28 protein-coding genes are annotated in these 24,968 nt (G+C 52.8%); 13 read left to right on the top strand and 15 right to left on the bottom strand.

The window, feature by feature from the left end:
* Positions 1–54: 54 nt before the first annotated feature.
* From JNC80_RS17430 to JNC80_RS17420, 3 genes are all read right to left on the bottom strand, one after another.
* The gene (locus tag JNC80_RS17430) at positions 55–360 is read right to left on the bottom strand and encodes a hypothetical protein (RefSeq protein ID WP_376711052.1); all 306 of its coding nucleotides are present in this window, start codon (positions 358–360) and stop codon (positions 55–57) included.
* Positions 357–3,602, bottom strand: a complete 3,246-nt coding sequence (dpdE, locus tag JNC80_RS17425; protein WP_376711051.1) for a protein DpdE — start codon at positions 3,600–3,602, stop codon at positions 357–359. Before dpdE ends, JNC80_RS17430 begins: the two co-directional genes overlap by 4 nt.
* A gap of 376 nt (positions 3,603–3,978) precedes the next feature.
* Entirely contained in the window at positions 3,979–5,148 is a 1,170-nt protein-coding gene (locus tag JNC80_RS17420; protein WP_376711050.1) for an RHE_PE00001 family protein, read from the bottom strand.
* 265 nt (positions 5,149–5,413) lie between these two features.
* Here JNC80_RS17420 and JNC80_RS17415 point away from each other — a divergent pair, with 265 nt between their 5' ends.
* Entirely contained in the window at positions 5,414–6,484 is a 1,071-nt protein-coding gene (locus tag JNC80_RS17415; RefSeq protein ID WP_376711056.1) for a site-specific integrase, read from the top strand.
* Positions 6,485–6,798: 314 nt separating this feature from the next.
* Here JNC80_RS17415 and JNC80_RS17410 read toward each other — a convergent pair whose 3' ends face one another.
* The 5 genes from JNC80_RS17410 to JNC80_RS17390 all read right to left on the bottom strand — a co-directional run bounded on the left by JNC80_RS17410 (position 6,799) and on the right by JNC80_RS17390 (position 8,777).
* The gene (locus tag JNC80_RS17410; RefSeq protein WP_376711049.1) at positions 6,799–7,086 is read right to left on the bottom strand and encodes a type II toxin-antitoxin system RelE/ParE family toxin; all 288 of its coding nucleotides are present in this window, start codon (positions 7,084–7,086) and stop codon (positions 6,799–6,801) included.
* Positions 7,083–7,550 (bottom strand): ParC-related protein, encoded by a 468-nt coding sequence (locus JNC80_RS17405; protein WP_376711048.1) that lies wholly within the window; start codon positions 7,548–7,550, stop codon positions 7,083–7,085. Before JNC80_RS17405 ends, JNC80_RS17410 begins: the two co-directional genes overlap by 4 nt.
* 165 nt (positions 7,551–7,715) lie before the next feature.
* Positions 7,716–8,009, bottom strand: coding sequence for a type II toxin-antitoxin system RelE/ParE family toxin (locus JNC80_RS17400; protein WP_376711047.1), 294 nt, complete (start codon positions 8,007–8,009; stop codon positions 7,716–7,718).
* On the bottom strand, positions 7,999–8,244 hold the full coding sequence (locus tag JNC80_RS17395) for a type II toxin-antitoxin system ParD family antitoxin (RefSeq protein ID WP_376711046.1): 246 nt from the start codon (positions 8,242–8,244) through the stop codon (positions 7,999–8,001). Before JNC80_RS17395 ends, JNC80_RS17400 begins: the two co-directional genes overlap by 11 nt.
* A gap of 176 nt (positions 8,245–8,420) precedes the next feature.
* Positions 8,421–8,777 carry a cupin domain-containing protein gene (locus JNC80_RS17390; protein ID WP_376711045.1) on the bottom strand — a complete coding sequence of 119 codons (357 nt, stop codon included), beginning with the start codon at positions 8,775–8,777 and terminating at the stop codon, positions 8,421–8,423.
* 81 nt (positions 8,778–8,858) lie between these two features.
* On the opposite strand from JNC80_RS17390, the gene JNC80_RS17385 reads away from it, so the two are divergent.
* The 5 genes from JNC80_RS17385 to repC (JNC80_RS17365) all read left to right on the top strand — a co-directional run bounded on the left by JNC80_RS17385 (position 8,859) and on the right by repC (JNC80_RS17365) (position 13,893).
* Entirely contained in the window at positions 8,859–9,356 is a 498-nt protein-coding gene (locus JNC80_RS17385) for an AraC family ligand binding domain-containing protein (RefSeq protein ID WP_376711044.1), read from the top strand.
* A 6-nt stretch (positions 9,357–9,362) separates the two neighbouring features.
* Positions 9,363–9,689: a helix-turn-helix domain-containing protein gene (locus JNC80_RS17380; RefSeq protein WP_376711043.1), complete on the top strand. Its 327-nt coding sequence runs from the start codon at positions 9,363–9,365 to the stop codon at positions 9,687–9,689.
* A 652-nt stretch (positions 9,690–10,341) separates the two neighbouring features.
* Positions 10,342–11,538: a plasmid partitioning protein RepA gene (gene repA / locus JNC80_RS17375; RefSeq protein ID WP_376711042.1), complete on the top strand. Its 1,197-nt coding sequence runs from the start codon at positions 10,342–10,344 to the stop codon at positions 11,536–11,538.
* Positions 11,538–12,515 (top strand): plasmid partitioning protein RepB, encoded by a 978-nt coding sequence (gene repB, locus JNC80_RS17370; protein ID WP_376711041.1) that lies wholly within the window; start codon positions 11,538–11,540, stop codon positions 12,513–12,515. Before repA ends, repB begins: the two co-directional genes overlap by 1 nt.
* A 151-nt stretch (positions 12,516–12,666) precedes the next feature.
* Positions 12,667–13,893: a plasmid replication protein RepC gene (gene repC / locus JNC80_RS17365; protein WP_376711040.1), complete on the top strand. Its 1,227-nt coding sequence runs from the start codon at positions 12,667–12,669 to the stop codon at positions 13,891–13,893.
* A gap of 232 nt (positions 13,894–14,125) precedes the next feature.
* Here repC (JNC80_RS17365) and JNC80_RS17360 read toward each other — a convergent pair whose 3' ends face one another.
* Complete coding sequence (locus tag JNC80_RS17360; protein WP_376711055.1) at positions 14,126–14,332, bottom strand: cold-shock protein; 207 nt, start codon at positions 14,330–14,332, stop codon at positions 14,126–14,128.
* A 164-nt stretch (positions 14,333–14,496) separates the two neighbouring features.
* On the opposite strand from JNC80_RS17360, the gene JNC80_RS17355 reads away from it, so the two are divergent.
* The 6 genes from JNC80_RS17355 to JNC80_RS17330 all read left to right on the top strand — a co-directional run bounded on the left by JNC80_RS17355 (position 14,497) and on the right by JNC80_RS17330 (position 21,088).
* Entirely contained in the window at positions 14,497–14,757 is a 261-nt protein-coding gene (locus tag JNC80_RS17355) for a hypothetical protein (protein WP_376711039.1), read from the top strand.
* 1,572 nt (positions 14,758–16,329) lie between these two features.
* A complete protein-coding gene (gene repC / locus JNC80_RS17350; RefSeq protein WP_376711038.1) occupies positions 16,330–17,601 on the top strand; it encodes a plasmid replication protein RepC in 1,272 nt (423 codons plus the stop codon).
* A 605-nt stretch (positions 17,602–18,206) separates the two neighbouring features.
* On the top strand, positions 18,207–18,548 hold the full coding sequence (locus tag JNC80_RS17345; protein ID WP_094574695.1) for a DUF736 family protein: 342 nt from the start codon (positions 18,207–18,209) through the stop codon (positions 18,546–18,548).
* A 120-nt stretch (positions 18,549–18,668) separates the two neighbouring features.
* Positions 18,669–18,869 carry an antitoxin VbhA family protein gene (locus tag JNC80_RS17340; RefSeq protein ID WP_376711037.1) on the top strand — a complete coding sequence of 67 codons (201 nt, stop codon included), beginning with the start codon at positions 18,669–18,671 and terminating at the stop codon, positions 18,867–18,869.
* 68 nt (positions 18,870–18,937) lie between these two features.
* Positions 18,938–19,987, top strand: a complete 1,050-nt coding sequence (locus tag JNC80_RS17335) for a Fic/DOC family protein (protein WP_376711036.1) — start codon at positions 18,938–18,940, stop codon at positions 19,985–19,987.
* A 213-nt stretch (positions 19,988–20,200) separates the two neighbouring features.
* Complete coding sequence (locus tag JNC80_RS17330) at positions 20,201–21,088, top strand: ArdC family protein (protein ID WP_151558479.1); 888 nt, start codon at positions 20,201–20,203, stop codon at positions 21,086–21,088.
* Positions 21,089–21,145: 57 nt separating this feature from the next.
* Here the strand turns inward: JNC80_RS17330 and JNC80_RS17325 are convergent, their stop codons facing one another.
* From JNC80_RS17325 to JNC80_RS17300, 6 genes are all read right to left on the bottom strand, one after another.
* Positions 21,146–21,433, bottom strand: a complete 288-nt coding sequence (locus tag JNC80_RS17325) for a type II toxin-antitoxin system RelE family toxin (protein ID WP_376711035.1) — start codon at positions 21,431–21,433, stop codon at positions 21,146–21,148.
* Positions 21,423–21,668: a type II toxin-antitoxin system Phd/YefM family antitoxin gene (locus tag JNC80_RS17320; RefSeq protein ID WP_109989459.1), complete on the bottom strand. Its 246-nt coding sequence runs from the start codon at positions 21,666–21,668 to the stop codon at positions 21,423–21,425. The genes JNC80_RS17325 and JNC80_RS17320 overlap by 11 nt, the downstream gene beginning before the upstream one ends.
* A 146-nt stretch (positions 21,669–21,814) precedes the next feature.
* Complete coding sequence (locus tag JNC80_RS17315) at positions 21,815–22,312, bottom strand: helix-turn-helix domain-containing protein (protein ID WP_376711034.1); 498 nt, start codon at positions 22,310–22,312, stop codon at positions 21,815–21,817.
* Between the two features lie 179 nt (positions 22,313–22,491).
* Positions 22,492–22,869, bottom strand: a complete 378-nt coding sequence (locus JNC80_RS17310) for a hypothetical protein (RefSeq protein ID WP_138787172.1) — start codon at positions 22,867–22,869, stop codon at positions 22,492–22,494.
* A 2-nt stretch (positions 22,870–22,871) separates the two neighbouring features.
* Positions 22,872–23,297 (bottom strand): hypothetical protein, encoded by a 426-nt coding sequence (locus JNC80_RS17305; RefSeq protein ID WP_376711033.1) that lies wholly within the window; start codon positions 23,295–23,297, stop codon positions 22,872–22,874.
* Positions 23,290–24,003, bottom strand: a complete 714-nt coding sequence (locus tag JNC80_RS17300) for a ParA family protein (protein WP_376711032.1) — start codon at positions 24,001–24,003, stop codon at positions 23,290–23,292. The genes JNC80_RS17305 and JNC80_RS17300 overlap by 8 nt, the downstream gene beginning before the upstream one ends.
* Positions 24,004–24,529: 526 nt before the next feature.
* On the opposite strand from JNC80_RS17300, the gene JNC80_RS17295 reads away from it, so the two are divergent.
* Positions 24,530–24,967, top strand: a complete 438-nt coding sequence (locus tag JNC80_RS17295) for a plasmid mobilization protein (protein WP_376711031.1) — start codon at positions 24,530–24,532, stop codon at positions 24,965–24,967.
* The last annotated feature ends 1 nt before the right edge of the window (position 24,968 follow it).

Genomic DNA, 24,968 nt, shown 5'->3' with positions numbered 1-24,968 from the left:
AGGGAAAGTTCAAACATGGGTCAATTCTAAATGGAAATATCTGCCCAAACTGGGTCAGTTCTCAGTGACAATCAACACGCGAATGCCAAATTGCGCCCATTGATCGCGTGTAGGCCACATGGACAAAGCCGGAACTCTCAAACGCGCTGTCGTCTCCGTTTGAAGAGTATGACGCCTTAAAACCTGGCGAAGCAGGCTTATAAAATCACTAGATACAGCCGCTCCATCCTGTGCTTGATAAAGTGTTAGCATCTGGAGAATGCGATCAAACACCCCATCTTGGACACCAGTTGGCAACTTGACGCGAGGCCATTCCGCCAGAACTGCGTACAGAACGTCAAAGTCGAGATTAGCATTCATGCTGGCCTGTCCAACCTCGACGCGGCAGACGCAAGTCCGCTCAAGAAGCAAGCGCGGACCGCATCAAGATGAATGCGAGGAGCAATAACGCCGTCCAGCAAGGCTTTAGACAGCGCTCGCTCCAATTCCAGATCGGCAACGTCGTCTGGTCTGCCGGTCCGCCCTGCCCGGGCCGCCAACTGTCCAATTCGACCGACGTCGGTTTCGGAAGCATGACTGAACGCACTTGCCAAACTTCGCACGAAGTCTGGTGATGTCCTTAGTATTTCTTCGCTTCGTCGCCGCGCCTCGAAGCATAAACCCGACCAGTGTCCAAGTTCCGGGATGTCAAAACGGTCCAGTTGGTGCCAACGTTTAGGGTTTAGGTTGAAATCCCGTGCCCCATCCATGGCGGCCTCAGGGCGATACTCGAGATCCAATTTTCGTAGGATGGAGGAATCTTCCACGATGTCGAGGTCGCGGTTGAGCCAAATCGTATAGAAGAATGGTGGAAGCGCCATGTCTCCGCGCCGTAAGGCCGCAGCTTGCGACGACCGGTTGAACCGGGACGCCGCTAAAAGAACCCCATTGGCCGCTGAAACATCAGCCTCGACAATGAAATCGAACCGAAAGAACAGATCAGTTTGGCCATCGCTCTTGTGACCAGGTAAATAGCGCCATAACGCGGTAGACCGACCTCGGTCATCACCTTGTGTGATCGACCACATTCCAGTGATGAAAGGATCTCCATATCGAAGCACTCGGGTTTCCAGCGATTGGCCGGCCCGGCTGAGCGCTGTTCTCCTCCGGAACGTGACTGGGACCGTTCTGATTTTTCTTGCGAGTGCGGCAGATTGAGATCGATCGACCGCCGACTGGCATTGGGCATAGAATGTTTCTAGTGGCACCAAAGTGGCGTGTCCCGATGAAGCGTATTGGTAGCGGAACGGGACAGCACCTTTTGCTTCGCTGCCGCCGGCAATGTGCTCCACTGTTCGGCGAAACTGGAGCGTTGCCTCAATCCAGTTGTTGGACTGCCTTTCCAGGCCTTGCCAATCCTCGTCGACGTCTGACAGTTGGTCCAGCAATTCCGAAGGCGTAACACCGAGAGCGTCCAGTGCATCCTGTTGATCCAGGCTATCCATTTCCTTTGCAATAAGCCCGTCGCTACCAGCACTCGCCTCGGTCAATTCGAGCAAAGCGTCCAAGCCACCATCGAACAATGAAGGGGCCAACGCACTATTCATGTCCTCGATGAAGTACTGGAGGCTTGCGACAGATCGATTGAAAATCTCCAATCCCTTATCCAGAAACCCTATCCACGCGCCTTCAAGCGGATTATCCAGACAATTTAGGACGACTGATCGAATTGCGTCTCCTGATCCGTATCTATCGACACGCCCCAACCGTTGCTCTACCCGGTTCGGGTTAAGAGGAAGATCGTAATGAACCACGATCTTGCGTCCGCCCTGCAGGTTTAGTCCCTCCTCAGCGCGCCGATCGCAGACCAAAATCGCCTGTTCAGAATTGTCGTTGAAGGCCTGCCAACTCTCGTCCTCCGGGTGATGACGATAGACAACAGCCTTCAATCGATCCTCAAGGCCTTTTGCAAGCTTATCGGCCGTCCTCTCATCCGAGCAAAAGATAACCACCTGCTGTTTGGGGACGAGCATGGGCTGAATACCCATTATCAGCGCATCAAGCCTTGCCTCGAAACGCCCGTCTCTATTTAGTTGTTCGGCAACGCGGCCGAATTTTTCACTGTTGCCGACAAGCTCTGGTCGACGAGTGAGCAGGCCGATGACCCCGTTGCCGCTCGCCGCATATTGCGACGAATGGTCGAGCACCTTGGCATACCCCGATGCCCGCTTAAGTCGGGCGTTACCGGTTGAATCGTCTGCCGAGACCACGGACTCCTCAAATCGCCAATCTTCAGTGGTGTTGGCCAGTCGGCCATCCTCTTCCGAACGGTATTCGATAACGTGGGCGCCGGCTCGATGGGGTGTCAAACCGCCGACGCTGCTGCGCCGATGCCGGAGGACCCTGCGATGAAGCCGGTAGACTTCACTCAGATGTGCTCTCAGCACATTGATCGCCGAGATCAATCTCGGATCGTCCTCACTTGGCATTTCACTCGTTACCGAGAGCAATTCTCGCGCGTACGTATGGAGCAGTTCGTCATCGGGGAAGAGGTCTGCAAGTTCGGCAAGACGCTCGTCCAGGAACAAGGCATTGTCGGGCGTAAGCCCAGCCGCGATCTGGGCTAGTGCCTGCCTATTTTTAACCCTCTGCCGAAATCCCGGCTCGTCATCAAGAGAATAAGTGTCGGGGTCGAGCAGATGAAGCATTTCGAGAAAGCCGCGTTCATTATGTAGAGCGGGCGTCGCAGATAAAAGGATAAGCCGTTCGATAGCCGGAGCGGCTCTCGCGATTGTAGTGTACAGGCTACTAGCGCTCGGCCCCGGGCGCTCGGTTAGGTGATGGGCCTCGTCAATGACGAGCATTGCGATGCCCGGGAGTAGAGCTTTGATACGTTCAACGTTGGAGTAGGAAACAACGTGTAACGATTGATCAAGGCAATAGCCGAGAAAAAATTTGGATGTCAGCTCGTTGCGCCATTGCTGAACAAGTGCATCCGGAACAACGACGAGTATTTGGACATCAGGCGCGTCAAGATGACATTGGCGGATCAACATTCCTGCTTCGATCGTCTTGCCCAACCCAACCTCGTCTGCAAGCAGGTAGCGTTGCACCGGGTCCTGTAGCACGCGGCGAACCACCTCGATTTGGTGGGCCTCCATTTCGATGGCCGAAGAAACCACAGCGGACATACCAATAGTGGCCCCTCGTTGGCTCACGAGCGAGCGGACAAACCCGCTTCGCCCCGCCGAGAAGCGAGGCGTCTCGTTAATCTTTGCCGCCAAGAATGCCGTTGGGTCGGAAATGGCTTTTGCCCATCTGACAAAGGTTTCCAAAGGCTTTAGACGCCTGTCTGTCCCGTTAGGGAACTTGACGTAAAGGAATTCACCTTGGTCATCGAGAACGCGGCCAATTTCCCAAGCTGCCGTATCTTTGTTAAAATAGTAAATGCGTGTCTGCTCAGGTAGCGAAACCTGTGCAACAAGCTTACCATCCATCGAATAAACGTGAGTTTCACTGCTCGGCGAGTCAAAATACTCCACGAGCGCAGTCTGCCCTCTTCGGTCAATTTGTTTTCCGATCCCCAGCTCGGAAAACTCTCCCTCTACTGCCCTTACAAACACTTATGCCCCGTTTGTGACTCAAATTTCGGTCAGCAAACGCTGACCTATCTTACCAGTCTCATGCCTACACTCTTTTCTTTTTCCGGAAGATCAAAACAGATTAGGCGCACCATCGTCCCCCGAATCGCTCTTTCTACTAGCTAGAGTTGCTGACAAGCTCCTCATTTGCAACGCTAAAAATGATGGTATGTTCATCGGGTGGGCACTCCAAGAGACAATCCGCCACTATGGCTAGACGCCATGTTTAAACTGGGTTCAGCATGGGAGTTGCCAATGCAAACATCTACGTTTGTGAGCGATTGACAGGGGCAAGTCCCGAATGCCACAGCGATAACGCGGAATTCCAAGGTTCAACTTAAAATAGGGACGCCGCGTACTACAATGCCCCCCACGCGCGAAACCGCCCTCTGCCGGTCATTTCGCGCAGGTTGAGCTCTTCGACGAGGCGAAGGGCGGCACGGGGCGTGATGTCGAGTTCGGCGGCGATGAGTCCTGACGAAACCAGCGGCCTCGCCAGCACCAGTTCAATGAGCCCCGGCAGATTGGACGAGGCGCGTCGTCCCGTCAGCCGCCGCTCCAGCATCTGCCGCGCCAGCAGCAGCCGGTCGTGCTCTTTGAAACCAAGCTCAACACCAGCAATCAGACCATCGAGAGAGGCCATGAGCCGGGTTTCGAAATTGCGATGACGCCGCCGTTCGACGCGGATGGTTTTCAGGCCGGCATTTAAGGCTAAAAGATGCACCTGTGTGGTCAGCCCGTCGCGCCGCAACAGGGATGCCGCCAGCAAACGGCCCAGCCAGGGCGCGCGCTGCAACACCGCGAGCTCTTTCCAGGCATCGAGCGCCAGAATGGCCTGCAACACCGGCGGCAGATCGCGGATCGACCGCAACACGGTTCGCCATTCGTCGAACCGTTCGTCCTCATCCCAGTCGGGATCGCGGATCAGCGGGTCCGTCTCGCGCTGCACAGATCGGCGCGGTTCTTTTGCGCTGGCGAGAACGCCTTCGGAACGGGCCAGCACCGCATCAATGGCGTCAAGATCGATGCCGGGCAGCTCGAGCCCGCCATCCAGACGATGTTTTATCCCCTCCCCGTCGCGTTCCTGCCGATCGACTGCCGCATCGGACACCGCGACGTTTTCGCTTTCCGCGCCGATGCCGCCCTCCCCAGGAGAGGATGCAGGCCAGCCCCGCCCGCCAACCCGGAGACTGCGCAAACCGTTTGGGCTGAGCGCCCAGTCCGGTGGCTGCACAGCAATGCGCCGCCTTGTCTGCAACACGTCGCGGGCAATGGTGAGGGCGTGGCTCGGTGAGCGGATATCGCGCGCCGCCTCATGCAGGACCAGATCCTCCATCTCGACCAGTTCGCCGTCGAGCCACAACGAAGCGCAGGCATCGGCAAAATGCAACCGTTCGATCAGCCCCGCGCCGACCGGGGAATGAGCAAGACGTTCGTCAAGACGTGCCAGGGCTGCACTGGTACGGGCCAGCGGCGACAGCAAGGTCTTCAGAGGCAATTGGTCTGGATCGTATCGCATTGAAAACATAGTAAACAATTTCTCAAACGGACACCAGTAATTATTTAATGTCCGACACTGGTGATGCTCTTGGGTTGAGGTTTTCACATTCGATAAGTATCGCTTATCGATGGTTATTGATCTGAAGCCGCAAATCAGCGAAAGTTAGGGTCAAGCAGCGTCATTGAAAGCCCACTTTCAGGTCAATCAAGGAGTTTTGCCCGTGCCGTCAGTGCCCGTTTCCGCCGTCGAGCGGCGCGCCGAAACGCTCGATACGATTGCCGCCGTTTTGCCGATGAACCGCCGCGACATGCTGGCCGGCATTTTGACCGATGAGGATGTCGAGACACTGCGCCATCTGGTCAATGAAGGCATGGGCGAAAACACGCTGCGCGCGCTGACCTCGGATCTGGCCTATCTCGAAGCCTGGTCGATAGCTGCAACCGGCAGTCCCCTCCCCTTTCCCGCGCCGGAAGCCCTGTTGCTGAAATTCATCGCCCATCATTTGTGGCGGCCGCAGCAACGTGAACTCGAACCCGATCACGGCATGCCAGCCAGCGTGGAAGAGGAATTGCGCCAACAAGGCTTTCTGCGCGTGTCGGGACCGCATGCGCCGGCTACGGTGCGCCGGCGTCTGGCCAACTGGTCGACGCTGACCCGCTGGCGCGGTCTGGAAGGATCGTTTTCATCGCCTTCCGTCAAATCGGCAATCCGGCTTGCGGTGCGCGCCCTGAACCGACCGCGTAGCCGCAAGAGTGTCCATGCGATTACCGGCGATATTCTGGGCAAGCTGCTGGCAACCTGTTCCGGAGAGAACCTAACCGCTTTGCGGGACCGGGCTATCCTGATGGTAGCCTTTGCCTCAGGCGGGCGCAGACGCAGCGAAGTCGCCGGCCTGCGCGTAGAACAGCTTGTCAAACAGGTGCCTGTCACGGACGAGGACGGTTCCCCCCTCCCCTCACTCGGCATCCATCTCGGTCGCACCAAAACAAGTGGGGCCGATCACGATGAAATCGTCTATCTGACCGGCGGGCCTGTCGAAGCCCTCACTCGCTGGCTGGAAGCGGCAAAAATCCACAAGGGCAGCGTGTTTCGAAAAGTCGATCGCTGGGGCAATGTGTCCGCGCGAGCGCTCGAACCGAGCGCCATCAACCGGGTCGTCAAGCAGCGGGCGCAATTGGCAGGTCTCGATGCAAAAGAGTTTTCTGCGCATGGCCTGCGCTCCGGCTATCTCACCGAAGCGGCCAATCGCGGTATTCCGTTGCCTGAAGCGATGGAACAATCGCGCCATCGTTCGGTGCAACAGGCATCCGATTATTACAACAATGCCAAACGGCGGAGCGGGCGCGCGTCTCGGCTGCTTTGACACCGAAGAAGTAGCCGATTTCGGGTGGCTCCGATGTGTTTGCTGCCACAGCGGTTAACCGACATCTACGACGGTTTCAGACCCAAAACCGGTCATTGGCTATCCCAAAAATCGGGTCCACAGCCGCGACTTTTACAACAGAGTTTAGCGACAAAATTCTCAAAACCCATCAGGGAAGGGCCGTTTCTCACAGAACCCCGTGAAGTTATTTCATCGCAGTACCGTACTATATTACTCCAAGCGGCATCAATCCGATCCAGAAGTTGGAAATACTCACAAGAACTTACGAGAGAGGGATGCGTCAGTTGAGTATTTCAGTTTGATGGCCACTGTTGAGCACCATGCAGAAGACGCAGGATCTCAACCCGCTGTGCTTTCGGACGAACGCGATAAACAATGATGAATGGGGTTCGGTTGACGACGAGTTCGCGCGTGCCAAGCTTGCGCCCAACACGCCCCATTTCCGGATAATCCATCAGCATATCGGTCTGCCGCTCGATTTCGTCGAGTTGATCAAGCGCCGCACGGGGATTTTCCTTAGCGATATGGGCGATTGCATCAGTACGATTGGCGCGCGCGCGCTCAAGCCAGACCAGATTCACTCGGCATCACCTTTGATGCGGGCCAACAGCTCGGCGCGCTGGCGCGCCATGTCCTGCTTGACAACATCATGGGTAATCCATTCGGTTTTCGGATCATCTGCCTCATGCAACGCTTCCTCGACCTGTTCGCGGAACCATCTGTCATGGGCGGCAGCTTCATGGGCGCGGCGCAATGCCTCAGCCCTATCCGGACGTGAGTGCGTCTTCACCGTCTCTGGGGCAAAGTCGACCGCATCCACGTCGAAACGGGAGATGCCAACCTGTTTGAGATAAGAAACCAAGGTTTCCATACGCTTGAACAGTCGCACCTGGCGGCTACGCTGCGCGGCGAGCGCCCGCTCGGCCATGCCGTATTTGATCATGACAGCCCAGCCACCTTCCTGACCGACGACATGTGCGCCGCGTACGGCGCCAGCCTCCACAAGACGGGAAAGCGTGGAATGGTCAATGGTTTCAGTGGCCATGGCACACGACTCCTTATGTAGCTCAGTTAACTATTAAGACAATACGCAATCATTTATAAAATGCAAGATGCTCGACTATCAGGAGCCATAATTCACATTCCCCGATTCACCAGGAGTTGATATTCGACGGACATTCGACGTTTCGATAATGCAGCACAATATGCGTTACAGGTGCCGCCCAACGTCCATACGCCCATGCAAAGTACGCACAACAAGCATCATGTTCTCGTGTTTTCGAAAATAGATTACATGGGATCCAACGGCATATTTGAGATAGCCAGGGCGAATGTCCGTCAACCGACCACGCTTGCTGCCATCCCTTAATCCTTCAAAGGCATCGATCACATCATTGATATAACTGTTTGCCTGCTCCAATGACCATTCGTGTAAGGTGTAAACCCAGATGTCCTCGAGATCAGCCTCTGCCAGCGGTGTAAGCTGATAACTATCAAAGTGCATGCTTTGTCTTCATGCTGTGTAGGAAGCTCTCGCGATCCAACGGCTTGGGCTGACCAGACGCTTCGCCTGCGATCAGCGCCTCCTGCAAAGACTTAACCCGCGTTTCATGTTCCTCCAAAAGACGCAATCCTGCTCGCACGACATCACTGGCAGAGCCGTAGCGCCCTCCCCTCACCTGTGAATCGATAAAATTGGCGAAGTGATCACCGAGGGTAACTGATGTGTTTCGTGACATAAATTCACTCCTTTACGCAATTGTACCAATAATTGGTACCAACGCAAGAGCGATTGCCCAGTTCGTATACGGCGCCAAACAAAACGGGTTCAGCGCCAATCTCAGTGAGCTTCTAGCTTCCGCTGAGCTACACTGAGGTGTTGCAATTGGCAGTTATGAAGCCCTAAGCAGACATATCAGATGCGTGGCTTCGGAGCCGGTTCTCGATCGGAGTCACCTGAATTCGGTTCTCCTTTCGGTTCGATCAGAAGAACCTTGACTTCGTTCTTGGCCCGAGGACGATGCACAACACCTTTTGGAACCACAAACAGTTCGCCGGCTTTGACGGTGCGTGACGGCTCTCCTTCAATATCAATTTCCACCTCACCTTCGATGACGTAGAAGAAATCATCAGTCGTGTCATGCTTGTGGAAAGGATATTCACCAATAAACCTGACCACCATCACGTCATTTTCATTGTAGTCTGCGATGACGTGCTGGTCCCAGTGGCTTGAAAACTGGTTCAGTTTTTCATCGAGATTGATTATTTTCATCTGTGTTTCCTCATTGTTAGATCGCGAAGGAGAAACGAAATTTCAGCTAACGACGGGCACGAAAGTGGTGTGCCACAGGAGATGACGCCGGGTCTTGAACGATCGTGCACAGGTGACTGGGTCCGTTCTGCCCCATGGCAAGTCGGAATCCAGCGAGTTGAAGCCTTTTTTTCAGGCGAAGCATATGCCCCCCATCGACATGACACTTACTCGATCGGTTACACAATTAACGGCGTCCAGAGCTTCGACTACCGCGGATCACGTTTGGACAGTACACCTGGGCGTGTGATGGTGTTGCATCCTGACGAAATTCATAATGGTGAGGCAGGGACCGAACAGGGCTTCCACTATCGTATGCTTTATGTTGAACCAGCAATTATCAGAGAGGCGCTAGGCCGACCGACCGGTACGCTCCCATTCGTGAAAGATGCTGTGTTAGGCGATCCGAGATTGTTCAACGTCATACATTCCGCGTTTGCAGAAATGGACGCGGTATTGGAGTCGGTTGCACTAGATGGCATAATAGCACGACTGACAGATGGTTTGCTCGCAAATGATGCGTCTACCACGAGATCCTAACGCAGTGTGATCGACATTAGAGCTGTGCGCCTCGCGCGGGAATACCTTGAGGCAAATATTTGCAGTACCGTGGCTTCAAATGAGCTTGAAAACGTTACAGGACAGAATCGTTACGAACTCGCCCGCCAATTCCGCAAAGCATACGGTACAAGCCCATATCGATATCTAACGATGCGCCGTTTCGACAGGGCGCGTTTTAATATCGCAGCAGGCCTGACTTTAGCCGATGCAGCGATATACGCCGGGTTCAGCGATCAAGCTCATATGAACCGCCGGTTTAAAGCAAACTTTGGCTTGTCACCCGGCTGTTGGCAGCGCTTGGTCCTAGGCTGATATTAAACTAGCACTATAAGCCTCAAGGTATCATCTAATGCGCGCCTGTCAGGGTCGGGCGCGGCGGACATAACCATGTCCGAATGTGGACGCATAGCAGCCATTGAGGCTCCCGCTTTGCAAACCAAAGCAGTTTACAGGCTGTTCTAGACTATGTGACTAAGATGGAGTTGACCTCCTGAGGCTCAACCATAATTTGAAGAGCTCGTGAGGGTGATATCCCCGCACACAAAAATGCTGGCTTTCATAAACTTTACCCACCGCCTTCTCTACATTTTTCCCGCCTGCATCAACAAGCGAATGATCGGCACCATAATCGCTGTGATAAACAAGCACTTTTATTTTAAATAAATTTGTATTGATAGCCAATCCAATCAGTTATGCCACCGCGTGCCATTCGTTTATTTATGCCCCATTTTTCCATTAAAATTGTAGTCAAACACATAAGCCCCCCTCCCTCTCCGTTAAATGCTCAACTCAAATCCGTCCTCATAGCTAAGAGTTGTCGGGCGACAACTCCTATAGTTTGCGCCCTATTCTCATTAACCGATCATTAACTTTAAATATGTTGAGCCCCACTGGGAATCGGGGTATTCATAGACGGAAATTATCTGTGTTTACGCTAAAAAGCGTGTCTACATTGGAGCGTGGCTTGGAGTCGAACGCAAAACTTAACAAAGCTATTCATAAGCTGATCGCTACTCATGCGAAAGACTTGTCTGCGCAGCTACAGAAGCATCGCATTCAGTTATACCCCCCTGAAGCTCGTAAAAGTTTGCGTTCCTTTAGTTCCACTGAAGCCGCAAAACTCATCGGCGTGAACGATGGATATCTACGCCACCTCTCTTTAGAAGGCAAAGGGGTCCAGCCAGAAATTAGCGCGAATGGTCGCCGGTCTTACAGTGCTGAAGCGATCCACGAGTTGCGTAAATATCTCGATGAGAATGGCAAGAACGACCGCAGATACCTCCCTATTCGCTCGAAACACGAGCATCTCCAGGTAATTGCTGTCGTAAATTTTAAAGGCGGCTCCGGCAAAACAACCACCGCTGCACATCTTGCACAGTATCTCGCTCTCCATGGTCATCGCGTTCTTGCTATCGATCTTGACCCGCAGGCATCTCTATCTGCTCTTCACGGTTTTCAACCAGAGTTCGATGTAGGCGACAATGAAACTCTGTATGGCGCTGTCAGATACGATGACGAGAGACGACCTCTCTCAGAAATCATCAAGAAGACTTACATGCAGAACCTCGATCTGGTTCCAGGTAATCTGGAACTCGTTGAGTTCGAGCATGACACCGCTCGTGTTCTTGCACGCAACGATCATCAATCCATGTTTTTCACGAGAATGGATGAAGCCATTTCTTCCGTTGCGGATAACTACGATGTCATTGTTGTAGACTGCCCACCCCAGCTCGGCTTTCTGACGATGTCAGCTCTCTGTGCAGCTACCGCAGTATTGGTGACTGTCCATCCGCAAATGCTCGATGTCATGTCGATGTGTCAGTTCCTGCTCATGACATCGGAACTGCTGTCGGTTGTCGCCGAAGCTGGCGGCTCGATGGACTACGATTGGATGCGATATCTGGTCACCCGTTACGAACCTGGTGATGGCCCGCAGAACCAGATGATGTCTTTCATGAGAACTATGTTCGGCGAGCACGTTCTTAATCACCCAATGTTGAAATCTACTGCGATTTCTGACGCTGGCATCACTAAGCAAACCCTTTACGAAGTTCCAAGGGAACAGTTCACAAGGGCCACTTACGATCGTGCCCATGAAGCTCTGGACAATGTTAATTCGGAGATCGAACAGCTAATTCACAAAGCCTGGGGGAGATCGTAATGGCTCGCAAAAACTTGCTTGAAGGCTTGCTTCCTCAAAAGTTGTCGGACGACAACTCTGCTCACGATGAAGTTCAAGTTCCTGAACACGCATCTACTGCGTTCTCACACAAGGGCGCAATCGGCGCGGTTTCCCGTTCGATTCAGCAACTGAAATCTAGCTCAGTTTCTGAGATCGAACCTGATCTTATTGATGAACCATTTGTCTCAGATCGTCTTGAAGAGAGCTATGAGAGCTTCGCAGAGTTTGCAGCTCAAATCAGGGAACATGGACAACAGGTCCCCATTCTCGTGCGTCCTCATCCAGATAAAGAAGGTCGTTATCAAGTAGCCTACGGTCGCAGACGACTTCGCGCAGTGAAGGAAGCTGGCAAGCTAGTAAAGGCGACCGTTAAGCCTCTTTCTGATAACGAACTCGTAGTCGCTCAGGGACAGGAAAACAACGCTAGACAAGACCTTTCATATATTGAAAAGGCTCTCTATGCGCTCCAACTGGAGGGCAGGGGCTTCAAGCGTGATGTTATCATGTCTGCGCTTGCAATCGATAAAGCCGCGCTTTCACACCTGATTTCTACAGCTGAACGCATTCCAGACGACATCATTCGCGGTATAGGATCAGCGCCAAAAGCAGGCAGAGATCGATGGGTGAAGGTCGCCGCTTATCTCGCAGATGCAGGCAACATATCAAACGTACGTGAACTCTTAGATGGTGAACTCAGAACACTGTCATCGGACGAACGGTTCGTTCGTGTTTTCCAGCTTCTAAAGCCACCTACAAAAAATAAGAAACTGGTGCCGGTTAAGTCTTGGAGATCCAAAGATTCCTCAGTTACGTTCTCGATAAGTCGGTTGCCTAAAAAGACATCAATCGAACTCACTGACGCTAATGCGGGTGATTTTGGTGACTGGATATCTACTCGCCTAGACTCTCTTTATGATGAGTTTGAGCAATCAAAAAAGACACAAACCGGAGATTAGACCGCAAAAGAAAAGCCCCCACAAACAAAGTCTGTGAGAGCCGATCTGTAATCCTAGCAAGTTACCAATCGCATTTCTCAGAATCTTTGTCAATGTTTTTAACGTCATTTTGGCGGGTGGATTTCTTTTGCCTGAAGAAAGGTGAGAGGGAATGCAAATTCTGGAAACTGTAACGTCCGCGTTTGGCGGGCGAACGAATGCTTTTGCCCAAAATCCTGAACTGCAGAATAAGCAGAGCAGGGGGGTAAACAGATGGGCGCTCTACAAACAACTCTGTGTCGCTAAGGCAGCATTCGGTCTGAACGATCGCTGTCTTGCTGTGCTCAGTTCGCTGTTATCATTTCTGCCTGATGATGAATTGCATGAGAAAAGCGGCCTTGTCGTTTTCCCATCCAATCGTCAGCTGTCGCTGCGCGCCCATGGCATGCCAGAGTCTACACTGCGCCGACATCTGGCCTCCCTGATTGAAGCGGGAATCATAGCGCGCAAAGATAGTCCGACGCGGAAGCGCTATGCTCACAAGGATAGGGAAGGCGGCGTCGAACTTGCTTTTGGCTTTTCCTTTGCGCCCTTGCTCGATCGCGCGTCTGAAATTGTTGCAATCGCGGATAAAATTCTCGCCGATCAGAAAGCACTGAAGCGTCTTCGCGACGAAGTGTCCGTCATGCGCAGAGATATAGCGGCAGCTTTTACGGAGGATAGGGCCGAAGAAACAGGTGAGCTTGGTGAGTGTCTCGAAGCATTGTTCGTTCGTTTCCGCGCCGTTGTCGACGCGATCCCTCGTCGTGCATCTCTTGATGAACTGTCCGCGATCAGGGTCAAGTTTGAAGCCATTCGTGGTGAATTGGTTATCGCTCTGAAAACAATAGAGATTGTTCCGGAAATGAGCGGCAGCGACGCCCAATATGAGCGGCAGCATAATGAATCCCTACTAGAATCCCTTTTTGAATCTCAAAATAGCAAAAAGATTGTTTTGAACGCACCTTCTGCAGAAACACCAGTTCCCGTGAAGCCTCAAGAAGAAGCTTTTATCGAATTAACGCCATCCATTTCTCTCGACCAGGTACTTCGATCGTGTCCAGATATTTGCGAATATGGTGCGAACGGAATTGGCACATGGCGTGAGCTTCTCGATGCCTCGCGTATTGTCTCGGGCTTTCTCGGCATCAGTCAATCAGCCTATCAGGAAGCGATCCGTTTCATGGGGCCAGAAACCGCTTCGACGGCCATTGCCTGGATTCTGCAGAAACTATCGACCATCAATTCGCCTGGTGGATATCTGCGGTCCCTGACACAGAAGGCGAGGGGAGGGACCTTCTCAATCCGCCAGCTCCTGTTTTCAGGAATGAGGGCAAACGGAGGTCTCGTTTCAATATGAGACTGCTTTTACCCGTTTCCTAAAGACACAGCCATGAGTTGGAAACATCTATCGTGAATGGCCACCAAAAGAAGAAGGCCATCTAAGGTTAATCGAATGGGGTTCCCAGAAATGCGTGCATGGAATACCGCTGATTAAAAGAGATCGGAATATGAGTGTAGGCCGCTTGCACGTAGGCCATCGCCGCCAGTTTGCAGCGATGGATGTGGCGAAAACTCTGCGTGATGCCGATTCAGATCGGGCGAACGTTTTCTGCCTTGGATTTGCCGGTCTTACGATCCTGGCCGATTTCGTAGCTGACTTTCTGGCCCTCTCCGAGCGATCCGCCCGCTTGGACCAAGCCGGAGACATGCACAAAAACATCACTGCCGCCGTCTTCCGGCGTGATGAAGCCAAAACCCTTGTCCTGATTGAAAAATTTTACCGTGCCCGTTGTCATATGGATCCTCTTAAATGGAGCGACGTTTGCTTTACCGATGGAGATTATTAAATACGCAATGGACACGCAACCGCCTCCTATCGCAGACACTTGATCGATTGATCATTGAACCAAACAGAAGCTGGCCATATGACCAGTATCAGTTCTTTTGAGGAGGAGCATCCTTGAGTGTCATATTCCTGAATGGATCAGGCCGTTTGATTTGTGACGGCGTTGATGTCGGCCAGATTGAATTTAGTATTGCGGAGCCTGCAGACGGCCTGGATACGACAAGGCGGGGGAAACTCTGGGGGAATAAGCAGGCTATTGCTACAGCGGTGGACGCCCAGAAAGTGGAACTGAAACCTTCCGATACTCATGATCTCTTATCCCTGGATGTCGAGGATACTGATCGGCACGGCGGCGTGTCATTCAGTGTCCTGTAGCGGAAGGCTAGGCGCAGTGGCCTTTTTAGGATCAGTCAAACATTTCATTTTACGACGCGTCTACCGGAAGGATGGCGCGGTCAGATGTGCTTGACGCGAGGAGGCTGTAAGCGAGCGTCGTGACCCCGACAAAAGCTATCAACAAGACAACAACGGCGACCAATAGCCGGATCCGTTGTCGGCGTTTGAAAGATGATTGGCCAGTCCAATCGATCATTGACGAAGGGTAATTGTCGTTCATAAGTCGATACAGCGCATAAAATGGTAAACAGCCTCTGATTGAAAGCTGTGCTTACAAAATTTACCAGTGCGTGAGCGGCTAAAAACGCATAAACGCTCTCATACGCCGCCATGGGTTGCCGTATTTGGAAGAGGGCGGATGCTTCAAATTACCGGATGTGAAGGCGATATTGGCCACGACTAACACGAACAAATAAGGCGGCGTCTTCACAGAGTTTCTCTGTGCAGTTTTCCGCCAGAAATCTGAATTGACGTGTATATGGCCATTGCGGACAAAACCGTCTTATGTCTTTTGCGGTGAACGGTTCCTTCAAATTCCGGTTAACGTGGACTGCATGGCAGATCTCCCTATAAACTTGCTGATCGCTTTTCTTCATAACGAAACTCTTATCGTCTGGAATACAATAAGAGCGCGAACGGCATCGGCGGCTAAAAGCCGATCTATAGAATACGAATTCATTTTTTTCTCCCGTTATTCTCAACGGGCCGTCGGCAAGCAAGCTAGCAGAGAAAATCAATTTCTCAAATTGCCGATCTACCCCATCAATATCCGACTTTTAGAAATAGTGTCTCGGGTCGCGTGCTATTTGAGCCATCGTTCAGTCGTTACATGGCGCCATACGCGGAGCGAACCAAGAGAATTAAAACCCCGGCGCTCTTCCCAAAGACCCCGGGGCAGCTCAACGCAATCTGGTCAGGTTTCCATTCGCTTTGAACGTCGAAAATATAACCATCTTCTATCCAGATTCCAACCTGACCCTTGTCTCAAAGCGTCGAAGACCCTTCAGTAGAATCCTGATCTGATCTCGGGTTAATCCGTTTTGGATCTTCAAACAATTTTAGTGTGCCATTTGCGGTGAGAGCGTAGCGAACGCCGCCGGCCGGAGGCACCCGCGCTCTCATATCGCGCTGTAGGGTTGCCGGAGGCCTATTAGGAGAGGCGAGAAGGCTGTGGGTTATGGAAGGGACAATATGAAGAATATTACCGAAAAGGTACACTCAAAAGACCGATTGAATGTTTTCTAATAGGAAATATTGGCCCGAGAAACGGACATATTGGCCATATATGAGGCATTTTTCATGATGAGTGTCTATTTTAGGGTTGTGGGCATGAACCAAATCGGTAACATTCCTTGCCGTCGAATACCAAACTTTGAGGAGAATGTGACCGGGTAAAAAAGAAAAACCGCTCCCGAATAAATCCGGAAGCGGGGTGCAAATTTCAAACCTTCAGTAAAAGTAGAATCGCACTCCCATCTTCCAATGTCAAACAGAAACGCTTTTCGGCGAACGGGAAAGCTTTGCCTGGTCCTCAGTGAGGAGATGAGGAGTATGGAGGAAGTCCTACAACCTGTGCGGTGGGTTGGCCGTAAACAGACACCACAACGAACCGAGTTTCGTCGCATGGCTCATACCGCGGAAATTGGAACGGTGACACGCGGCCAGCTGATCGGCCTTGCGCAGTCACTCCCTTGCCTTGGTCTCATCAATGGCACAGAGGCGCACTTGCTTGTTGCCGTGATCAATACGGCTCCAGCAGAGAGCTATGACAAAGGCGGAAGACCGATCGTGTTCAAATCCAATGCGGCGCTTGCCTTCGAGATAGGTCGATCAGAGGGACGCGTCAGCCGCATGTTGTCCCGGTTGTTCGACGCCGGTGTCATCACCATGCAGGACAGCGGCAACTATAAGCGTTATCCGGTCCGTAATGCGGACGGCAGTATTGCCGACGCTTGCGGTATCGATCTGCGCGTTCTGATAGCCCGCTTCGCGGAGCTCGATGGAATGGTCCGGCAGGCAAAGGCGGAAAAGAACGCACTCAATGCGAACCTGCGTCGCTATCGCGGCGGCGTTCGCAATCTGCGTAACGCGCTCGCCACTATGGAGGACCTCCCCGCTCGGCTGCGCTCAATAATCGAGAAGCGTTTTGAGCGTGTTCTCGATGCAGTAGGCATCGCGAGCAAGGCATCAAGTGCTGTTCTGCGTCGCGCAACAGGCTTGATAGAATGGATCGTCGAGCGGGTAATGCAGCTGCTTCACCGTGAGCAGCCGTCCGATAGAAATGAAGATTCGACATGCCCGTATGCCGAAAACGACATGCACAAACAGATTACAAACCCCTATTCCCTTGAAAGTAGTAGTGATGAAATGTGTTCGGCTAACGCCGAACAACTCAGTTTCCCAACGACCGGTAAGAGGGCTTTCGATAAAAGCCTGGGGCGCAATTCGAGTAAAAACAATCGACCGCACCACCCGCCACATGCGCTAGTGGCCCTGCAGGATGTGTTACGGGCAATACCGGCGCTGACCACTTATGGAATGTCGCGCCCCCGCAACTGGGCTGACTTAGCCCGGCTCGCACCGCAAATTTGCCGCTTGGCGGGTATTTCCGAAGATGCACGCCGTCGCGCGGTGGGTCAGATGGGTGAACAGGCCGCCGCGATTGCCATCATGATCACGTTGCAGAAGTTCGACCAACAGGAAGTGAAGTCGCCGGGGGGCTATTTGCGCGCAATGACAGAGCGCGCTGCCGCCAGCGAACTGCATCTTGCCCGCTCGGTGTTCGGGCTTGCTGCCAGACATGGAATGGAGGGAATACATTGATCTTTCGCTCCATTTTCGCCGCGCGGTGGCCATACGGCCTGGTTGCGCGCGGGGCAGGCCGAAGCGATGTCACGCTACTTGCCGCGAAACCACGGCATCGACATTGCCGAATACGGGTATACCGAGAACGAAGCACGCGAACGTTTGCTTGGAATATGGGCGGCGGACGCAGAGAGCCCGCATCTCTATCGACGGGCCCATGCCTCCAGATAAGCCCGCCCATGCATAGCCATATTGGCATTTTCGAGTGATCAGCGAAGAGAACCATAACGGTTCTCAAGGTTTACCGTGGTTATACGATAGATGTTGAATCCAGCTATCATGCGTTGCAATATCGGTACGGTATCACCGGTCTATGCCAACGAGACGAGTTGCCATATTGGCGCATATAGCACACCTCTAATTCGGTTGCTTTTAACGCTCGTTCGCACGTTGACGCGGTTGCCGCAAAGCCGGAAGCCAGAGAAATCTCCCCGCCTGCGGCTCCTCGCGCGACAAATTTCTCGGCCCTCGGCTTCCTCCGCTGCGCTCCGGCCCAAGGGTGCAACACCGCTTACCGCCGTGCCCGTGAACCAACATCGCAACCACACAGAGGAGTGAATACCATGGCCAACGAAATCACCAACTTCATTCAGTTCGACAGCGAAGACCTCGACACAGCTTCCGGCAAAGGCCGCATCTCGACCCTGACTGACGACATCGACATTGAGGTCGTGCCCTTCAACTCGGAAAACCCGGACGCTCCAACGCACCGCGTTTTCGCTAAATCCCCGCGTGGCTTCAATATCGAGGTTGGCGGGATCTGGAAAAAGGCAAAGGCCGATGGCGAAGGCTTCAAGCGCAATCTCTCGATCCGTCGCCTGAACTACAACGCCAACCTCGGGCGCTTCGGTGGACAGGACGACCCAAGCCTTCAGGCCGTTCTCGAATGGGAACCGCGCAATTGATAGCCCAACAGCGCCCGGCCAAGTGCCGGGCGCATTGCACCGAAAGCCGCGAAAACCCCTTTGTTTTCTGGATTTTGCGCGCTTTGTGTGCTAGGGTTTATTACAACAGGAGTTTTGAAGATGAACTTTCATGCCCCCCGTCCGGATCGGTCTCCGGAAGCTGTTGCCAAGCGCAAAAAGGCTACGGATCAGGCGCGCGCCGCAAATATGCGACAGGGCTATGTCCACGATCCACTGTTGGAAGCGGCAACCGCGGCCTATGTCGCCGGCGAGATCACGCGCGACGAATACAAAGAGCGTGTAGTCCGCAAACCGCTATAGTTCAACCTCAACCTTTTCAAATTTGATGCCGCCTGCCTTGGGCAGGCGGCTTTTTATTGATCTTCGTCATGGCTGAAACCGAACCCAAAGGCTCCTACACCTATCCGAATATATCGGACGATCCTGATCGTAGGGACGTGCTGCGCAACAAACTCGGAATCCGGTCTCATAAGGAACTGCGCGTCGAAGAATATCGCGCGACAGCATTCCGGTTGGCTGAAATTGCCGAAGGAGACGGCCCGAAAGGCGCTTTCGACGCGCAACATCTGAAAGCCATTCATGGTCATATTTTCCAAGATATTTATGAATGGGCCGGTCGTACGCGCAATGAAAGCCCCATTGTCGATGGGCAGAGAGTGGAACCAATTGGCAATCTGTCGAAAGGCGGAACTTCGTTCCTACACGGCTCGCGTATCGAGATGGGCTTGGATGAAGCCTTTAGACCGATCCGGAGTCCCAAAATTTTGCGCGGATCGTCGGTCGAACGGTTCGCCGAGATCGCCGGTAAAGTGTTGGCAGAGTTGAATTATGTGCACCCGTTCCGAGAAGGCAACGGACGGGCCCAGGAGGCACTGCTAGCAGCCATCGGTCGCGAATATGGACATGATGTTGACTTCACGGTCATTACCAAGCCACGCATGATCGAAGCGTCGATCGCGACGACCAACGATCCCTCCAGTCCGGCGATGAAACATGTCTTTGAAGACGCGATCGACCCAAACCGACAAGAAGCCATAAGAGCTGCATTTGTCGATCTGGAAATGCGCGGTGAGAATGCTTTCGAGCACAACGTGCGCAGCGCCAGGCCGGGCGAACAGGTTTCAGGTCAGGTACTCGGTCACGATATCCGTGTTGCCAGCCTTGTTACCGACCACGGGATTATCGCCGTCGATCGCGCTGACCTTCCAGAGAGGTTGCCCGATGACGATACCGAAATCACATTCACGGTTCGTTCTGACTTCTCCCGCCTGTCGAGCTCGGATCGGGACAGAAATACTCATAGTCCTGCCGTCGATCGAATGGCAGCAGAGCAGAAAAGCATCACGGAACCGTCCCGGCTCGCAGAGCTGTCGTCGCAAAAGCCGCCCGAGCGGGAATCCGACGACCGCGAACGATAAGCGGCACATCTTCCGCGCCGAGAGCCGGTCCGTTAGCTTCGGTGAGTGACATTGCGGCCTCACCACCCGTTGGCTGATTGACGGACAAGCTGCGACAGCCACTCTCCCATGCAACCGCTTCGCGGTCCTCCACGTCCGTTGCGGCCCAAAGGGTGCATGGGCTCGTCTCGGCTATCTCCGTTTCTTGCCGTCAACCAACGAATGGAGACGGCCATGAACAACGTCAGCGACACCTATCAGCGCATCACAGACCTCATCATCGAGCAGCTGGAAGCGGGCACCAAACCCTGGGTGCGGCCTTGGCGCGGAAATACCCGCCCGACCACCATCATCCCGCGCCGATCCAGTGGTGAAGCCTATCGCGGCATCAATGTTCTCATGCTCTGGATCGCGTCGCAGATGAACGGCTACGAGGAGACCACCTGGATGACCTATCGTCAGGCAAAGGATCTCGGCGGTCAGGTCCGGAAGGGCGAACGCGGATCGCTCGTCGTCAAATATGGCACCTTTACGCGCAAGGATCAGGACGCCGAAGACGACCGTTCAATCTCTTATCTCAAGGGATACACGGTATTCAACGTAGAGCAGATCGAGAACCTGCCTGCCGACTATTACAGCCCAGCTGAACTGATGCCGACGGCGCCGGTGCCGCGCAACGAAACCGTCGACACCTTTGTTCGCAAGACCGGGGCTGTCGTTCACTATGGCGGCACGAAGGCTTGCTATCGTCCTGGACCTGACGACATTCTCATGCCCGACCGCGAGCGTTTTCTAAGCGACGTCCACCTTTATTCGTCACTTCTGCACGAAATTGGTCACTGGTCGGGCGCAAAACATCGCCTTGATCGCGATCTGTCTGGCCGCTTCGGCACCAACGCTTACGCGGTCGAAGAACTCGTCGCCGAACTGTCCGCAGCATTCCTTTGCGCTGACCTGGGCGTGGCTCATGATCCTGGCGAAAACACAGCCGCTTATATCGAAAATTGGCTGGCCGTCCTGAAGGCTGATAAACGCGTCATTATCACCGCTGCAGCCAAAGCTCAGGCGGTTGCCGATTATCTGCATGGGCTCACATCGATACACAGACCGGAGGTCGCGTAAGCGACCTCGAGGTCCAGCGGGACTTTTCCCGCTGCATCGGGTCTGACAGATGAGTTATTACTGTGTTCTGGTGCGAGCGGTGTTGTAAACATCGCCACGCTCACGTTTTCCAACTGCCACGACCAACACCGTCACAGGGTCGTCGTTGACGGAATAAACCAGCCGATAGCCTAATTGACGTAATTTTATTTTATAATGATCAGGCATACCGTGAAGTGAGGCACTAACGACCCGCGGCGTTTCCAAGCGTTCACGCAGTTTTTTCTTTAATTGCTGTTGGATTGTTGAGCCGAGTTTATTCCATTCTTTGAGAGCCGACGGCAAGAATTCAAGCTTATAAGGCATCGATATCGACCGAAATTCCTTTTTCGTCGGCTCGCTTCCGGATTATCTCAGTAAGGCGAATATCGTCCAGCTGCTCGAGCATGGCTTCATAGACATCTGCGGGTACCATATAAGCCATAATTCGATTATGATTAAGAACGGCGACAGCCTCCCCCTTAGCCTCGTCCATTACTGCGGACGGACTCTTTTTGAGGTCCGAAACACTGACTGCTATATTTGCTTCTACACGTTGCATAACAAATTCCGTATCCAGTTTTGTGCGATAAATAGTACCATATTAAGTATCGAAATACAATACCGAACCCGACGATCCATGATTGGAATTCAGATTGCGCAATTCGAGCAATTGTCGGCTGTTCGCAATTGCCATGCCGACTTCGGCTATTTAACTGGATCCGTGCTTTGCGGTTTGGCGTCGACCTGGCTTTGTAAGTCTGCCATTTTTTTAACCAACGAAAGCAAGTCACGCGTAGTGCTGTGCGGGAGATTTGCCACGAGTTTCGCAAGTTCCACGCGATCCTTAGCTTCTTCCTCGCTTTTCCCCCACAAGTGAGGTGCTGCCTCGTAAAGCATGTCGATGGGCATGACGTTCAGCACTTCGCAAATATGCACCATGCGAGTGACGTGTAGTTTTGAAAACGCGCGTTCATAGCGACCATAAACCGGCGTAGAAAGTCCCATGAGTGGAGCAAAATCAGCTTGTTTCAAGCCGGCGCTATCGCGTGCATCACGTAGGTATTTCGCAAGCCGTTGATCGATTTCTTCAAACGTACTTATTCCATTAAAGCCCGGACGCCTAAAGACCGGCTTATCGATCTCGGGATCATTGGTTTTTTCCAAAGAATGATCATTAGCGAAATCCAATGCCTCACGATTCACGCGGAAACCCCTTTTGCCTGCCGTGCCACAACAGCGATCATTATCACATTTTCTGAAAATTGCAGCACTCCAGAGGTGGTGTTCGCTTGTTTCAACGCGCGTTTATATTGAAATGAAGCAGGAGAGCGATTTCGGCGTTATGTTGTTTGGGGCTTCCAATGCCGACGTTGTCACTTCGGTTATCTGGATTTCACCGCCACAAGGCGCCAATCATTGGCCGCGCCCTCGAAGACTGCTTCGATAACTTTGGTCTCGTTCAGCCAGCTTAGCGATGCAGACAATTCGCATGCAGCGGTCTGCTCTTTGATTAGAATACAACGTAGCACTGACACTTTGGAAGAATGGCCGTATCCGGCGTAATTCCAGTTCGATAATCGAAATAGCTCTGTCTTGGCTGTTTCGTCATCAGGCCAGATGGCATCGTAGCTTTGCTTTGCCACACGAGCGATCGTCGGTTCGTCATTGTGAATATCTGGTTTGGTGTGTAGCGATGGAGCAATATAGATTCCAATGGCAATTCCGAGCGCTATCCCGACGAGAAAACTACGGCCGAACACGGTCAGTATCCATTATCTTTAAGATATTGATCAATGGCATCACGAAGAATGACCGTCATTTTGAGGCCATTGTCATGAGCAGCGTTCTCAAGACGACGTTTGGTTTCATAATCAAGCGAAACATTGACGAAATGTTTGCTTTCGCGTTCACGGGATTTACGAAGCTCGCGCAGTCGGTTACGGGAGTCTTCTCGACGGTTCGCATTTTCAATTGCACTTGCGCGGTGTTGTTCCGGCGTTGTCTCGAGAGATTTATCCTGCTTTTTCTGCCTTGATGTCATGAACGCCGATTCATTTCCAACGTTTGCAGCGCCTTCTTCTTGCACGTGAGAAATAGGCGGGGCGGGAGTGTCTTTATCCAGATCAACAGAACGTTTTCGACGTTCCGCGACAGGGAAATCAGAAAGAGAGATTTTTCCCTTAGTCATCGATAGTCTCCCCGCGTTGCGCCATTTTAAGTTGCTCCAACTCCTCGACGAATGCATTAATCTCCGCTCTGGCCTTGAGAACAGGTTCACTGGGTTCGAGCATTTGTAGCGTACCAAGACCGCTTCGGATTTCTCGATAGCAGTTGCGCTCGATCAACTCTGTATCAAGCAGCACGGAATTATAACCGTGTTCGCTCAGATTTTGGACGAAAGGGCGAATGATCCGGTATTCTTCCAGATGCCGATTGACGATAGTGATGCGTGTTCGCAGAACTGCTTGAGGGATACTACGGTCAAGAACGTCCGTTCGTGTCGCAATTGCCTCCGCTGCTTCACCAACTGCTTTAATCTCGTCTCGGGCGGGCTGAATGGGTGTGATGATGATATCTGAATGGTCGATTATCGTATCCATCACAACGCTATCGACGCCCGGCGCGTCGATCAGTATGGCGTCATAGTTGCCCTCCTGTGACACCATTAACTTCTCTATATTGTTCTGACGAAGTGCCGTCGCCAGCGAAATCGACGCTGGTACATTATCCTTTGCCTCGCACCGCTTCCACCACTCGGCTAAGTTCTGTCGTGGATCAGCATCAATTAGCAATACCCGTCGATTTTTGAGTGCGAGTTCATCTGCAGTCAAAATGACTGCGGTCGTTTTCCCCGCTCCACCTTTGCCGCTTACCGAAGATATTCGAAGTGTCACGTTGGCCCTCCTGTACCTGGATAATGCTGGTTTTCTTTGTGTCGATTTATTGCCTGCAGCGCCGGCAAATGCTGCCCACAAGGCGCATCGATACATGTCAAGATAAGGTAGTTTCACATGATGTGACAACACTCTTTATAGCATGTGACATACCATGTGTTCACATCAAATAATCACATCACTCGATGACTAGAGTTTTGGGAACGTGTTTCTTCCAATCGAGTGTGAACCCCGGAGCCGCGCAAGAGCCGTCTGTGCCGCTCGCACGCAGTCCGGCAAGGGCGAAGAGCGAAGCGTCCCTTGCTGGCGAGTATGAGGGGTACACAAAGGCGAATAAAGCGTTCTGGAGGTGAACCTTGGTGAGCGTAATTTCTTTGAAGCGCCGGGGCGCAGCCTCGGCGGCAGGGCGAGTGCAGCGAGGCCAAGTTTGACGAATAATGAATGATTCTCTTTGAAGTTTATTAGGCAGGATACGGAAAAATGTGCTACATTTTTGCTTAGCAATCGCGAAACATGTCCGCGATTGATGATTGCTACGTTGGATTGGGGGCTATTGAAGCTTATGGATGAGGGAGTTTCCGATCATGTGGCGGCAGTAAAAGCCAAACCGCAAACCATTCACAGCCGCGTTTCGGCGGACGAATATGACGCAATCGACGCAGCTGCAAAGGCGGCCGACATGACGATGAGCGCATTTTTCAAGGCCGTGTTTCTGCAGGGGGCCGGGGTGAAGCCGATCTTCAATGCTGACGACAGGGCGCTTTTGTCCCTAATGCTGGAAGATATGCGCATGATCGGCGTCAATCTCAATCAGGTAGCGAGAGCGCTGAATAGTGGAAAGTCGGTGTCAGATAGCGAAATCCGAATGGTGGTCGGTGACGTGCAGAAGATGCAGGTAGGTGTCCTTAGCGAGTTGCGACGCGTTGCCAAGCGGTCAGGATACAAGCATCGCAGCAAGGAATAGC

The sequence above is a fragment of the Pseudochrobactrum lubricantis genome, from assembly GCF_041929865.1.
GTDB classification, from domain to species: domain Bacteria; phylum Pseudomonadota; class Alphaproteobacteria; order Rhizobiales; family Rhizobiaceae; genus Pseudochrobactrum; species Pseudochrobactrum saccharolyticum.
The sequence above is the reverse complement of the archived record's forward strand: the minus strand, read 5'-3'. Positions and strand labels throughout refer to the sequence as shown.